Annotated in this window: 12 protein-coding genes; 3 read left to right on the top strand and 9 right to left on the bottom strand. The window is 64.4% G+C overall.

Annotated features, from left to right (window positions below; translation table 11 throughout):
• Positions 1-387: 387 nt before the first annotated feature.
• Entirely contained in the window at positions 388-1,575 is a 1,188-nt protein-coding gene (locus JQ611_RS02055) for an ABC transporter substrate-binding protein (RefSeq protein ID WP_212464410.1), read from the bottom strand.
• Positions 1,576-1,714: 139 nt separating this feature from the next.
• Between JQ611_RS02055 and JQ611_RS02050 the strand changes: the two genes are divergently transcribed.
• A complete protein-coding gene (locus tag JQ611_RS02050) occupies positions 1,715-2,245 on the top strand; it encodes a MarR family winged helix-turn-helix transcriptional regulator (RefSeq protein ID WP_212390837.1) in 531 nt (176 codons plus the stop codon).
• Positions 2,246-2,248: 3 nt separating this feature from the next.
• Here the strand turns inward: JQ611_RS02050 and JQ611_RS02045 are convergent, their stop codons facing one another.
• Positions 2,249-4,114: a feruloyl-CoA synthase gene (locus JQ611_RS02045; protein ID WP_212464370.1), complete on the bottom strand. Its 1,866-nt coding sequence runs from the start codon at positions 4,112-4,114 to the stop codon at positions 2,249-2,251.
• 175 nt (positions 4,115-4,289) lie between these two features.
• Between JQ611_RS02045 and JQ611_RS02040 the strand changes: the two genes are divergently transcribed.
• Positions 4,290-4,781, top strand: a complete 492-nt coding sequence (locus tag JQ611_RS02040; RefSeq protein ID WP_212464409.1) for a MarR family transcriptional regulator — start codon at positions 4,290-4,292, stop codon at positions 4,779-4,781.
• Between the two features lie 266 nt (positions 4,782-5,047).
• A complete protein-coding gene (gene atzF / locus JQ611_RS02035) occupies positions 5,048-6,838 on the top strand; it encodes an allophanate hydrolase (RefSeq protein ID WP_212464369.1) in 1,791 nt (596 codons plus the stop codon).
• 140 nt (positions 6,839-6,978) lie between these two features.
• Here atzF and JQ611_RS02030 read toward each other — a convergent pair whose 3' ends face one another.
• Genes JQ611_RS02030 through JQ611_RS02000 form a run of 7 tightly spaced genes read right to left on the bottom strand, consistent with a single transcriptional unit; the run spans position 6,979 to position 13,385 of the window.
• Positions 6,979-7,716 carry a GntR family transcriptional regulator gene (locus tag JQ611_RS02030; RefSeq protein WP_212267443.1) on the bottom strand — a complete coding sequence of 246 codons (738 nt, stop codon included), beginning with the start codon at positions 7,714-7,716 and terminating at the stop codon, positions 6,979-6,981.
• A gap of 36 nt (positions 7,717-7,752) precedes the next feature.
• The gene (gene hpxZ, locus JQ611_RS02025) at positions 7,753-8,145 is read right to left on the bottom strand and encodes an oxalurate catabolism protein HpxZ (RefSeq protein ID WP_212267440.1); all 393 of its coding nucleotides are present in this window, start codon (positions 8,143-8,145) and stop codon (positions 7,753-7,755) included.
• Between the two features lie 2 nt (positions 8,146-8,147).
• A complete protein-coding gene (locus JQ611_RS02020; RefSeq protein ID WP_249132837.1) occupies positions 8,148-9,536 on the bottom strand; it encodes an AtzE family amidohydrolase in 1,389 nt (462 codons plus the stop codon).
• Between the two features lie 7 nt (positions 9,537-9,543).
• Positions 9,544-9,723: a DUF4089 domain-containing protein gene (locus JQ611_RS02015; RefSeq protein ID WP_192735513.1), complete on the bottom strand. Its 180-nt coding sequence runs from the start codon at positions 9,721-9,723 to the stop codon at positions 9,544-9,546.
• A gap of 17 nt (positions 9,724-9,740) precedes the next feature.
• On the bottom strand, positions 9,741-11,456 hold the full coding sequence (locus JQ611_RS02010) for an ABC transporter ATP-binding protein (RefSeq protein ID WP_212464367.1): 1,716 nt from the start codon (positions 11,454-11,456) through the stop codon (positions 9,741-9,743).
• A 10-nt stretch (positions 11,457-11,466) separates the two neighbouring features.
• Positions 11,467-12,366, bottom strand: a complete 900-nt coding sequence (locus tag JQ611_RS02005) for an ABC transporter permease (protein WP_212267434.1) — start codon at positions 12,364-12,366, stop codon at positions 11,467-11,469.
• 5 nt (positions 12,367-12,371) lie between these two features.
• Positions 12,372-13,385, bottom strand: a complete 1,014-nt coding sequence (locus JQ611_RS02000; RefSeq protein WP_212267432.1) for an ABC transporter permease — start codon at positions 13,383-13,385, stop codon at positions 12,372-12,374.
• Between the last annotated feature and the right edge of the window lie 5 nt (positions 13,386-13,390).

The following is a 13,390-nucleotide window of genomic DNA, read 5'->3' as shown; positions in this document are numbered from 1 at the left end:
CGCGGATGACACGGCGGCGTTCCGTGACCCGCTTTGGCTTTCGCCCATCCATACCTCCCTGCGAGACCCGGCAGCTGGACTGCTTCTGCGGCCATCATTGACCGAGAGACTGGCACGAATTAGTTGCCGTGGCAACAATATAGAGTTGCTAAAGCAACGAAATGCTCGGTCGGGAACTTTGGCCCTGCTGCATGCGGCTACGCTCGTCATGCCCGGCCTTGTGCCGGGCATCCACGTCTTTGCATCCTTTAAGCACGAAAGACGTAGATGGCCGGGACAAGCCCGGCCATGACGAAGGAGGAAATCTGACAGCTAAGGAAGGCTCAGACAGTACTGGCTGCTTTTTCGGCCAGACCCTAACGATCGCCGCGCGCTGCGGCGCGCCGTCTATTTCGACAGCGGACAGCCGCCGTCCTTCTCGGGCCGGAATGCGTCCTCGCCTTTGATCGTGCCGACCACTTTCAAAAGGTCCCATTTCGACTGCGACTCATCCGGCTTCTTGACCTCGAGCAGGTAGAGCGGATGGATTTTTCGTCCGTCGGCGCGAATGAAACCCTTGCCGAACAGGGGATCGTCGGTTGGCATCGCCTTCATCGCTTCGACAACCACCTTGCCGTCGGTGGCGCCGCCGGCCTTGTCGACGGCCTTGAGGTAATGAATCACCGAGGCATAGACGCCGGCCTGCATGTCGTTGGGATAATTCTTCTGCGGATGACGCTCGGAGAAACGCTTGGCGAAGCTGCGGGTGCCGTCGTTCAGATCCCAGTAGAACGGGTTCATGATCTGCGCGCCCTGCGCCGCCTTCAGCGTCAGCGCCGGCAACCCGTTCATGCCAAGGATCAGGCCGACCAGCTTCTGCTTCTGGGTGAGGCCGAATTCGGCCGCCTGCTTCATCGACGTGATGGTGTCGTCGCCGGCATTGGCGATGCCGACGATATCAGCGCCGGAGCCTTGCGCCTGCAGCAGGAAGGAGGCGTAATCCGCCGTCCCCAGCGGATGGCGGACGGCGCCGACCACCTCGCCGCCGGCGGCCTTGACCGCTTCCATCGCCTGCTTTTCGAGATCGTGACCGAACGCATAGTCGGCGGTGAGGAAGAACCATTTCTTGCCGCCCTTCGCCACCACCGCCTTGCCGAGACCGTGGCCATACGCGTAGGTGTCGTAGGTCCAGTGTACGGTGTTGGGGGTGCATTTCGCGCCGGTCAGCAGCACGGTTCCGGCGCCGGAGCCGATGAACACCTTGTTTTTCTGTTCGCTAATGCCTGCGACCGCGAGCGCGATCGCCGAGTTCGGCAGATCGAAGATCGCATCGACGCTTTCGTTTTCATACCAGCGCCGGGCGATGCCGACGCCGATGTCAGGCTTGTTCTGGTGGTCGGCCGCGACCACCTCGACGACCTTGCCGGCGGCCTTGCCACCGTAATCCTCGACCGCCATCTGGGCCGCGACCACCGAACCGATGCCCTGGTAGGTCGCGAACACGCCGGACTGATCGTTCAGCACACCGATACGGACTTTTTCCTGCGCCTGCGCGCCCGAGACGAGCAGGACCGCGGCCGCAGCAACCAGCGGCATCTTCAGCCGCGAAAAAACATGACCCATCCGGACCTCCCTGTGTTTACAACTCCAAAAGGCAATCTTCACGCTGCCGAAATTACTTATATAATATAAGTATTTTTCGGAGAGTCAATCTCGACCGGGAATCACTGAACAAATGCAAAAGCCCCGCAGCCGCGCCGCGGCAAAAAAATCCCCGCTGGTTGAAACCGCCGATGACAAGAGAAAGTCGCTCGATCTGAGCGCGTTACAGCAGACGCCCGGGTTCATGATCCGGATCCTGCAGCTGCTGAATTTCGAAGCTTTTTTCCGGCACTTCCAGGCGCTGGAAGTGTCGCCGGTCGAATATTCCATCCTCATGACCGTGCGCGACAACGAGGCCGTGACGCAGAGCGAACTCGCCGCCGTGCTCAAGATGCAACTGCCAAACCTCGTGAAGATCCTGTCTGCCATGGAAGAGGCCGGCATCGTGAGGCGGAAGCGATCGTCCCGCGACAAGCGTGCGGTCGAGCTTTCGCTCAGCGCGGCCGGGCAAAGGCGGGCCGATGAGGCAAGCCGGGCTGGCGAGACCTTCAATGAACACACGCTCGCCCCGCTCAGCAAGCCAGAGCGGGCGGCATTTCTTCAGATGCTGACGCGGCTGGTCGACGCCTACCGGCACGAACTTTCGCGAAGCAACGCCTCTTGAAGCTTAGCCGGCGCACCCGATCCACTCGGCCGATGCGCTGTCGTCCAACACCGCCACCGCGCCTGCCCGGCGGGTCAGCACCGCGCGCTGGTTGATGTAGCCCTTGTCGGTGATCTCGCCGCCATCGACGGAAGCAGGTTCGGCCAGCAGCAGCGCGCGCGTGGCGTGGCCGGACGAGTTGGTGCCCTGCGCTTTCAGTTTGGCGAGACCCTGCCCGATCGCGGCGCGAACTTCTTCGTGGCCGATGACCTCATCGGCGGCGGCGTTGTCGGGCAGACCGGCATGGTCACGACAAGCGGCGATGTTGGGGAACACCAGAAAGCGGACTTCATCGCCGCCATGTCCGGTGACGACAATATCCTGCGCCAGCGGCGCGAGTGCTGCGATGCCGGCGACGCGCAACGTGCCGACATTGACCCAGGTGCCGGAATTGAGCTTGAAATCCTCGGCGACGCGGCCGTCGAAAAACAATCCGAGTTCTGGCCGCTCAGGATCGGCAAAGGTCACGGCGTCGCCGATCAAATAAAAGCCTTCCGCATCGAACGCCTGCGCGGTGAGTTCCGGCGCCTTCCAGTAGCCGGGCGTGACATTCGGTCCGCGCACCCGCACCTCGAGCTTGTCGCCTGACGGAACCAGCTTCAGTTCGGTCCCTGATATCGGCACGCCGATATTGCCGGAGCGCCTGGCCTGGAAATGGCAGTCGGTCGCGAGCGGCGAGGTTTCGGTCGAGCCCCAGGCCGACACCATCGGCAGCGCGCGGCCGACCGTCTTGATCGAGAGCTGTTCCAGCGCATCCCAGAGATTCTGCGGCAGCGCAGCGCCGGCATAGAACGCGAACTTCACCTCGCTGAAAAACTTGCCGCACAGCTCGTCGTCACTGCGGAGTGCCGCGATCAGCATGTCGAAGCCGCGCGGCACGTTGAAATAGACTGTCGGCATCACGCTGCGCAAATTAGCCAGCGAAGTCGCGAACAACCCCGGCGCCGGCTTGCCGCCGTCGACATAGAGCGTGCCGCCATTGCGCAGCACCAGATTGAAATTGTGGTTGGCGCCGAACGTGTGGCTCCACGGCAGCCAGTCGAGGATCACGAGATCGCCCGGCGCCGCTTCGAGGAACGTCCAGGTCTGCGCCTTGGCCTGCTGGCTCGAGGTCAGCATGCGCTGGGTGTTGATCACAGCCTTCGGCGTGCCGGTCGAACCCGAGGTGAACAGGAATTTTGCGATGGTGTCCGGGGTCACCGCCTTGAAGGCTGTTTCGACGGCCGGCGTTTCCAGCGTCGCCGCGATCTTTGGAAACGGGATCACGTCGCCGTCGCTGGAATCGCTGCTGACGATCGCAGCCGAGTGCAGCGGCGCAATGGCCGCGAGCGCCGCCGCGAATGGATTGGCGCTGGAGACATAAATCGCGCCGGGTCCGAGCAGACGGATCATGCCCTTGAGCTTGTCGAAATCTTTCGACATCAGCGAATAGGCCGGCGAGATCGCCGCCGAGGGCACGCCGACATGCTGGGCAGCCAGCGCGAACAACGCATGGTCGACGCTGTTGTCGGACAGGATCACCAAGGGCCGTTGCGCGCTCAGCTCCTGCGCCAAAATCCACGCCGCGGCCGAGCGGACCTGCCGCAATGCATCGGCATACGTGAGCGTGTTCCACGGCGCATCTGGTGTCTTGCGGTCGGCAAGAAAAATCCGCTCCGGCGTTTGCCGCGCCCAATGTTCCAGCCAGTCGCCGACGCAGCGCGCGCCTGGATTCAGCGGCACCGTCGATTTCAGGATGATGCTGCCGTCCGTGCGGCGATCGGCAGAGATCACGGGCTTCGCAAACAGCGCTTCGGATTGGTCGCGGCCTGTGGCGGCGGCTGTCGTCATCGGTTTCCTCCTCGCGCGGCCCGTCGGCCGCCGGCCTCTTCGGGCCGCTCTTGCGCATATTGTTGGTCGCAACAATTGTTGTCGTCAACAACAATATTTCCTTCCCATTCGCAAAGCGCTAGAAGGGAAGCGACGCGGGGAGAAGCATGTGTCCAGCAGAGCGGCCCAACCAGCCTTGAAAACCGCGGTTTCCGCGAACGGCAAGCGCGGCGGAAATGGCAAGGCACGCCACCAGGAGCAGGATATCGAGGTCGGCCTCGACGGGCTGGTCGGCCATGCCGGCTACGCGGTGCGGCGCTTCCAGATCTGGATTTTTCAGGATTTCATCCGGACGCTGGCGGCGGTCGATATCAAGCCGACGCAGTATTCGGTGCTGACGGTGATCGGCGCCAATCCGGGCCTGAGCCAGATGGCGGTCGCCAAACGGCTCGGGATCGAGCGCGCCCGGCTGGTGCACCTCCTGGACAGTCTCGAAGACCGCAAGCTGGTGCGCCGCGTCCAGTCCCGGACCGACCGCCGTTCCCACGCGCTGCATCTGACCGCACGGGGCGAGGCATCGCTGCGGCAATTCAAGCTGCTCGCGGCCGAACATGAACGTCACGTAGCCGAGAAGATCGGGGCCGAGAACCGGGAGCAGTTGCTCCGGATTCTGTCAGCGTTCACCTGAGCGCGCGGGCGCGCACGAACTCCAAGCCCGACAGCTGACAACGCCGCCTATAAATTAGGCAGAGACAAGGCGCCGCGCTTGGAGCGCGAGCATGCTTCGTTTTCCGACAAGGCAATTAAACTATGGACATTGCAGGGCTATTGCCGTCTCGCGGGTTGCATCCTTAATTGTACACAATGGCACATCGCTTGCTTCAATCCGGATGGAACTCCTCGCTTTGGGAAGTCGATCGTGACTGACCTCAGCCAACCCAGGACGGGCATCACGTGACTGAAACCGTTGCTGCGATCGTCGCCGCGCACCGCGCCGGCACCATGACGCCGGCCCAAACCGTCGCGCGCAGCTATCAGCGCATCCGCGACCACAACGATCCCGCCGTGTTCATCTCCCTGCGCGACGAAAAGGACGCGCTGGCGGAAGCGCAAGCGCTGAGCGCAAACGATCCGGCGACGCTTCCGCTGCTGGGCGTACCGGTCGCGGTGAAGGATAATATCGACGCGCTGGGCCTGCCGACCACGGCCGCCTGCCTGGCCTTTTCCTATCTGCCGACGCGGGACTCGACCGCGGTCACAAAGCTGCGCGCGGCCGGCGCCATCATCATCGGCAAGACCAATCTCGATCAGTTTGCCACCGGCCTGGTCGGCGTGCGCTCGCCCTATGGCACCCCGGTCAACCCGGTCCGCAACGATCTCATCCCAGGCGGATCGAGTTCGGGATCGGCGGTCGCGGTGTCAGCTGGGTTAGTGCCGCTCGCGCTCGGCACCGACACGGCAGGAAGTGGCCGTGTGCCGGCGATGCTCAACAACATCGTCGGGTTGAAGCCGAGCCTCGGGCTGATCTCCAATGCCGGAATGGTGCCGGCCTGCCGCACGCTGGATTGCGTTTCGGTGTTCGCGCTCACGGTGGACGACGCCGTGACGGCACTATCAGCGATGGCCGGCCCTGATGACGCCGATCCGTTTTCACGCGACCGGCCGCTCGGCGCGGTCACGGCATTTCCCGGACAACTCCGGCTCGGCGTTCCCCGCGACGGTCAATTGGTCTTCTTCGGCGACCGTGAGTCGGAGCAGGCCTATGGCGAGGCGCTGAAGCGCTGGACCTTGCTGGGCGCGACGCTGGTCGAATTCGATCTCGAGCCGTTTTATGAGACCGCGCGGCTGCTCTATGAGGGACCCTGGGTCGCCGAACGCTATCTGGTGATCCGCGATCTCCTGGCGTCGTCGCCGGATTCGATTCATCCCGTCACGCGCGAGATCACCATAGCCGGCGCGCGGCCGACCGCAGCCGATACGTTCGCCGCGCTCTACCGGCTGCAGGCGCTGCGGCGCGTCGCCGAGCGCACCTTTGGCAATGTCGATGCGCTGGTGCTGCCGACCGCGCCGACCGCCTACTCGACCGCGCAGGTGCTGGCCAATCCGATCGAGCTCAATAGCCGGCTCGGCACCTACACCAATTTCGTCAACCTGCTCGATCTCTGCGGGCTGGCGCTGCCATCCGCGATGCGGTCCGACGGCATTCCGTTCGGCATCACGCTGCTCGCGCCTGCCGGACATGACGCGCAGCTCGCCAGCATCGGCCGCGCCTTCCACGCCGATACCGGACTGAAGATGGGTGCCAAGGACCTGACGCAGCCGCCGCTCGCAGCATTGTCGCCGCAACTGAGTGGCGACGAAATCGCGATCGCGGCGGTCGGCGCGCATCTCTCCGGCATGGCGCTGAACGGCGAACTGACTGATCTCGGCGGACGCCTGCTGGAAGAAGCCTCGACCGCGCCGGACTACAAGCTCTATGCGCTCGACACCACGCCGCCAAAACCCGGCATGCTGCGCGTCGAGGCGGGCGCGGGGTCGTCGATCAAGCTCGAACTGTGGGCGCTGTCGGCGGCGGCGTTCGGAAAATTCGTCGCCGCAATCCCGCCGCCGCTGTCGATCGGTACCATTCGTCTCGCGGACGGCCGCGGCGTGAAGGGATTTTTGGTCGAACCGGCGGCTGTTACAGGCGCGCGCGATATTTCCGCGTTCGGTGGCTGGCGCGCGTTCATGGCGCAGAAGGTGTAGGCCGTCATTCCGGGGCGCGCGAAGCGCGAACCCGGAATCCATAGCGCCAACAAGTTGGTCCTGATTTCAAGCGAAGCAACGTCCCCGCAGAGAAATGGATTCCGGGTTCGCCGCGTTGCGGCGCCCCGGAATGACGGCGCTTACGGATGCGACACCGCGTAAATCTCATACTCCCCGCGTACCAGTTCGATATGCGCGCGCATCGCGCCCGCCGCGCCGGTTTTGTCGCCGCGCATGATCGCGACCACGACGCGGTCGTGCTCGGCGTGCGATTTTGCCAGCCGCCCGAGATTGCGGAACTGGGCGCGGCGGAACGGCTGCACCCGCACCCGCGTCGCCAAGGTCATCTCGGCGATATAGCCGTTTTGCGAGCCGGCATAGATTGCGTTGTGAAAGCGCTCGTTGACTTCGTGGAACCGCTCGGGATTGCCGGCATAGCTCAGCACCCGCAGTTCCTCGTGGATCGCCTCCAGCTTCTGGCGTTCCGCGGCCGGCATCCGCTCCGCGGCGAGTCCTGCGCACAGCGCTTCCAGCTCCGCCATCGCCTCGAACATTTCAGTCAGACGCTCGATCGACGGCTGGGCCACCACGGCGCCGCGATGGGCGCGGGATTCGACCAGGCCGCTCGCCACCAGCTGCCGCAGCGCCTCGCGCACCGGCGTCCGCGACACGCTGAAGCGCCGCGCAATATCGGTCTCATCCAGCCCCGATCCCGGCGCCAGCACCCCGCGCACGATCTCGTCGGCAAGCTGCAGCCGCAATTCCTCCGCGCGCGTGACCTTGTCCGCCTGCGGCGAGGCGCGGTCGACACGCCGCACCACCGGCTCGGACTCTAGGCCGGCTTGCGGGATGCGCGTTGGAAGATCGTCAAGGCTCATGTCGTTTGACCCAAAATCCCTTCGACTCCGATCCCTTTACGAGGCCGGCTCGTCAATGATGCTGACATGGGCGGCGACGATTCTCCACCCCTCGGGAAACCGTATCCAGGTCTGCATCTGGCGCCCCACCTTCTTGCCGCTCCACACGTCGCGATAAAATAACGTCGAGGCGACCGCGGTATCGCGGCCATAGGTGGTGATCACGGTCTTGTCGGTCGTACGCATCAGCCCCACCGGCGAGCGGCCGGCGCGGAACGCCATGATCGCCTCATAGCCGTAGAGATTTTCGTTGATGCCGTAGCGCAGCGTGTGGGGATCGTTGCGGAACAATTCGTCCAGCACCGCGACGTCGTTCGACACCAGCGCCGTTTCATAGCGCGCGAATTGCGCTGACACCTCAGTGAGCACGTCGGGAAGATCGATATCCATGGCTAAAGTCCTCTTGGCGCAGGCGCCGCAGCAACGCCGGATTGCTCCAGCGCATAAGCGACGCGAAGCGCGATATCCTCGCGCCACGGTGCGGCGATGATCTGAACCCCGATCGGCATCGGCGCCAGCGGCACCGGCACCGCGACCACGGGAAGCCCGATGAACGAAATCGGCTGGGTATGGATGCCGATATTGGCGCGCACCGGCAGTTCGACGCCGTCGAGCTTGAAGGTCACCTGGCCGAGTTTTGGCGCGGTGCAGGGCGTCGCCGGCGCGATGATCACGTCGACCGACTTGAACAGCTCCAGCACCTGCGTGCGATACCAGCGGCGGAATTTCTGCGCGCGATCGACCAGCGGCGCCGGCACCATCGCGCCCGCGATCAGGCGATCGCGCACCGCCGGATCGAAATCGTTCGGGCGCTTGCGCAGGCGATCAAGATGCAGTGACGCGCCCTCGGTGGTGGAGATGACGTAAGCTGCGGCCCGCGCGCGCGCAGCCTCGGGGATTTCAATCGCCTGCGTCGCACCTAGCGCCTTGGCAACGCGCGCCACGGCCTCGACGGCCTCCGGAAACACGTTCTTCTGGAAATAGCCGCCGGCTATTGCGACACGCAACCCACCGATGCCTTGCGTGAGCTGTGACGTCACGGGCTCGAGCGGCCGCGTGGTGCACGCGGCGTCATCCGCATCAGGCCCCTGCATCGCATCGTAGGCCAGCGCGAGATCGCCGACGCTGCGCGCAAAAGGTCCGAGATGATCGAAGCTCGCCACGAACGGAAACGAGCGCGCCCGCGACAGACGGCCGTAGGTCGGCTTCAAGCCAAAGATCCCGCAGAACGACGACGGCACCCGGATCGAACCGTTGGTATCCGAGCCCAGCGCGATCGGCACCAGGCCGCCACCGACCGAACTGCCGGAACCACCGGAGGAGCCGCCCGTCATGCGCGTCGGATCGTGCGGATTGCGCGACGGGCCGTCATGGACGTTCTCGCCGGTGAAGTCGTAGGCGTATTCGCCCATGTTGAGCGCGCCGACCAGGACGGCGCCCGCCGCCTCCATGCGCTCGACCAGCGTCGCATCGCGCGACGACGGCGCAAGGTCGCGGTTGATCTTCGAGCCTGCGCGCGTCGGCAGGCCCTTGACGTCGAACAGGTTTTTCACCGCGAATGGCACGCCCGCGAGCGGGCCCACCTTTTGTCCCGCCGCAATCGCCGCATCGACCGCGCGCGCCTTGGCCCGCGCGCGATCCGCGGTCACGTCAGTGAAGGAGTTCAGAACGGAATCATGTTTGGCGATCCGCGCCAGCGCGTCTTCGGTCGCCGCAAGCGCGGTCATCCTGCCACCGCTCACGGCCTGCGCGATCTCTTGAGCGGTCTGTTGAACGGTCATGGCGCGATCAGGCTGCGAAGACACTGGCGGGCTCGGTTTCGTCGGGCAATGCAAATTCATCGACCAGCCGCGCCAGTCTCAGCGATACTTCGAGGTTCGCGCGCACCGCCGGCCGCCAGGAATCTTCCACCGGCAGCGCCAGCGCTTTGGCGACGGCGTCGATATAATCGTCCAGGGGTTCGGCCATTTCGCTCCCATCCAGGTTTATGAGTGAACCGGCAACGGCGGATGCGGGATCGCCGTCAGCAGCTCCTTTGTATAGGCGTCCTGCGGATTGCCCAAGACCTGTTCAGACGGGCCCTGCTCCACGATTCGTCCCGCGCGCATCACGATGACACGATCGCACAACAGGCGCACCACATTCAAATCATGGGAGACAAACAGATAACTCATACCCATCGACGCCTTGAGGTCCTGCAGCAGATTGAGCACCACCGCCTGCACGGAGACGTCGAGCGCCGCGGTCGGCTCGTCGAGGATCACGAGCTTTGGGTGCAGCGCAATCGCGCGGGCGATGCCGACGCGGGCCTTCTGGCCGCCGGACAATTGATGCGGAAAGCGATCGAGCAGATTAATGGGGAGACCGACCAGCCCGGCGAGTTCCTCGCAGCGGGCGCGCAGCGCGTCGCGTCCCCTGATGTCGCCGAGCTGCATGATCGGATCGACGATGGCGCGCGCCGCCGTGAAGCGTGGGTTGAGGCTGTCGGTCGGATCCTGGAACACCATCTGGATGCTTTTGCGCAGCGGCAGCCGCGCAAAGGCGTTGGGCAGCATGGAGCCGATCTCGTCGCCGTCGAACACGATACGGCCCGAGGTCTGGTCGAGAAGCCGCATTACCATCATCGACGTCGTGGATTTGCCGCAGCCGGATTCACCGACCAGACCGACGCTCTCGCCGTGGCCGACCGTAAAGCTGATGCCGTCGACCGCGCGGAACAGTTCGGCCTCGACCGGCGGCTTGCGCGAGAACAGCTTGCCGAGCACGGCCGTGGCGCCCTGGCGCGGATACTCCTTCACCAGTTTCTCGACCAGCAGCAGCGGCTTGGTTTCGTTGTCGGCCGGCCCAGCTGAAGTCAGCGCCGGCAGCGCCGCCGCGTCTTCCTCCGGCAACAGATCGCGCAAGGAGACGCCGAGCCGCGGCGTCGCGCGCATCAGCTTCTTGGTGTAGGCATGTTCGGGGTTGGCGAAGATGTCGGCGGATTTCGCGGTCTCGACCACGCGGCCCTTTTCCATCACCACCACGCGATCGCAATAGGCGGCGGCAAGGCCAAGGTCATGCGTGATCAGGACGGTCGACATGCCGCGCCGTTTTGTGAGTTCGACGATCAAATCCATCACGGCTTTCTGCGTCGTGACGTCAAGGCCGGTGGTCGGCTCGTCTGCGATCAGAAGCTGCGGATTGCAGGCCAGCGCCAGCGCGATCACGACGCGCTGGCACATGCCGCCGGAAAGCTCGAACGGATAGGCGTGGTACCGCTCGCGCGGCCGCGCGATCTTGACCTGTTCCAGCGCTTCGATCGCCTTCTCGCCGCGATCACTGGCCGCTGACTGCACATGCTGGCGCAGCACATCCTCGATCTGGTCGCCGACCTTGCGGATCGGATTGAGCGCCGCGCGCGGGTTCTGGAAGATCATCGAGATTTCGCGGCCGCGCAAATCCCGCATCTGGTTCTCAGTCGCGGCCTTGACGTCGATGCCGGAAAACATCACCGAGCCCTCGGCGATCTTGCCGGCGCGGTCGAGGATCCGCATCACAGCGTAAGATGTCACCGACTTGCCGGAGCCGGACTCGCCGACGATGCCGAGGGTCTCGCCCTTGGCCACGGAGATGTTGACGTGCTGCACCGCCTTGACGATGCCGCGCCGTGTGGCGAATTCCACCGTGAGGTCGTTGACGTCGAGCAATGGCTGCGCGGTCATTGGCTCGCCCTCAAGTTCTGCGCTGCGGATCGACGATATCGCGCAGACCATCGCCAAGCAGGTTGAAGCAGAATACCGCGATCATCAGCGCGAGGCCCGGGAACAGCGCGATCCACCATTCGCCCGACACCATGAAGCCGGCGCCCTCCGCGACCATGATGCCCCATTCGGCGGTCGGCGGCCGCACGCCAAGGCCGATGAACGACAGGCCTGCGGCGTTGAGGATCGCGTAACCCATGGTCAGCGACATCTGCACGATCATGATCGGCATGATGTTGGGCAGGATGTGCACCAGCAGAATCCGGAACTCGCCATTGCCGGACAATCGCGCCGCCTGCACGAAGCCGGCGTTGCGCCGGACATTGGCCTCGGCGCGGGCGACGCGGGCATAGAGCGGGAAATTCACGATCGCGGTCGCGATGATGATGTTCTGCACGGTATTGCCCAGCGCAGCGACGATGCCCATCGCCAGCACGAACAGCGGAAACGCCATGATGGTATCTGCGATGCGGCCGACGATGCGGTCGGTCCAGCCGCCGAAATAGCCGCCGGCGATGCCGGCAAGCCCGCCCATCAGGAACACCAGCGCCACGGAAGCCACCGCGATGAACACATCCAGCCGTGTGGCCACGATGACGCGGCTGAAGATATCGCGGCCCAATTGATCGGTGCCGAACCAGTGCGCCGCCGACGGCGCCTTCAGCGCGGCTGAAGTATCGCTTGCCAGCGGATCATAGGGAACAACATAGGGGCCGAATATCGCCGCGAACAGGATCACGACCAGCAGCCCGAAGGCAAAGGCGGTGACGCGGTTCTCGCCGAGCACATAGCGGGTATGTTCGAAGATCGCCGATAGTCCCGAGGTTCGCGCGGGACCGACGGGTTCGACGGCAGGCGCAACGGTGCTCATGCTTATTACCCTTCCAATCTCACGCGCGGATCGATCACGCCATACAGAATGTCGATGATCAGATTGAGCAGCACGTACATGACCGCCATGGTCAGCACGAAGCCTTGCACCGGCGCGAAGTCCGACGAGATCAGGGCTTCCACGGCGTAGGAGCCGATGCCGGGCCAGGCGAAGACTTTCTCCACCAGCACGTTGGCCCCGAGCAGGAACGAGAACACCATGCTGAGCGTGGTGATCACGGGCAGCATCGCGTTACGGAAGGCGTAAGTGACGATCACGGTGCCCGGCGACAGGCCGCTGGCGCGCGCGGTGCGGACGAAATCCGAGGCCAGCACCGCCAGCATTGAGGCCCGCGTCATGCGCGCGATCGGCGCCAGCGAGAAGATCGCCAGCGTCGTTGCGGGGAGGATCAGCTGGCTCAGCGCGGAACGAAACGCCTCGAGGTCGCGCGCGATCAGGGTGTCGATCAGATAGAAGCCGGTCACCGTCGGCGGCGCGCTGTAGAACACATCGAGCCGGCCGAGCGGCGCCGGCGACCAGCCGAGCCGGAAATAGAAGACATAGACCAGCACCAAGCCGGTAAAGAACACCGGCAGCGACACGCCGGCCGTCGTCGTTATCCGGCAGAGGTGGTCGATCCACGAGCCGGGCCGGGTGGCGGCCAGCACGCCAAGCGGGATAGCGATCACGATGGAAACAAACAGGCCGAGCAGCGTCAGCTCGGCAGAAGCCGGCAGGCGATTGCGGATTTCGGCGGCGACGGGCTGGCCGGTGGTCAGCGAATTGCCGAAATCGCCATGGGCGAGATCGTTGGTGTAGCGGAAGAACTGTTCGATTAGCGGCTTGTCGAGGCCGAGTTTTTTCCGGATCTGCTCGACCGCCTCCTTGGTCGCGGCCGGCCCGGCAAAATACGCGGCGGGATCGCCGGGCAGCGCCCGCGTCAGCAGGAACGTCACGATCACGACCCCGATCAACGACGGGATCGCAAACATCAGCCGCTTGCCGATCATGGTCAGCATGGCGG

This window comes from Bradyrhizobium sp. AUGA SZCCT0182 (assembly GCF_018130185.1).
Lineage (GTDB): Bacteria > Pseudomonadota > Alphaproteobacteria > Rhizobiales > Xanthobacteraceae > Bradyrhizobium.
Note: the sequence above shows the minus strand (reverse complement) of the source record. Positions and strands in the feature narration are given on the sequence as shown.

Coding starts and splice junctions, on each gene's coding strand:
- JQ611_RS02055 (WP_212464410.1), bottom strand. CDS start 1,575: ATGCCGCTGGTTGCTGCGGCCGCGGTCCTGCTCGTCTCGGGCGCGCAG.
- JQ611_RS02050 (WP_212390837.1), top strand. CDS start 1,715: ATGCAAAAGCCCCGCAGCCGCGCCGCGGCAAAAAAATCCCCGCTGGTT.
- JQ611_RS02045 (WP_212464370.1), bottom strand. CDS start 4,114: ATGACGACAGCCGCCGCCACAGGCCGCGACCAATCCGAAGCGCTGTTT.
- JQ611_RS02030 (WP_212267443.1), bottom strand. CDS start 7,716: ATGAGCCTTGACGATCTTCCAACGCGCATCCCGCAAGCCGGCCTAGAG.
- hpxZ (WP_212267440.1), bottom strand. CDS start 8,145: ATGGATATCGATCTTCCCGACGTGCTCACTGAGGTGTCAGCGCAATTC.
- JQ611_RS02020 (WP_249132837.1), bottom strand. CDS start 9,536: ATGACCGTTCAACAGACCGCTCAAGAGATCGCGCAGGCCGTGAGCGGT.
- JQ611_RS02015 (WP_192735513.1), bottom strand. CDS start 9,723: ATGGCCGAACCCCTGGACGATTATATCGACGCCGTCGCCAAAGCGCTG.
- JQ611_RS02010 (WP_212464367.1), bottom strand. CDS start 11,456: ATGACCGCGCAGCCATTGCTCGACGTCAACGACCTCACGGTGGAATTC.
- JQ611_RS02005 (WP_212267434.1), bottom strand. CDS start 12,366: ATGAGCACCGTTGCGCCTGCCGTCGAACCCGTCGGTCCCGCGCGAACC.
- JQ611_RS02000 (WP_212267432.1), bottom strand. CDS start 13,385: ATGCTGACCATGATCGGCAAGCGGCTGATGTTTGCGATCCCGTCGTTG.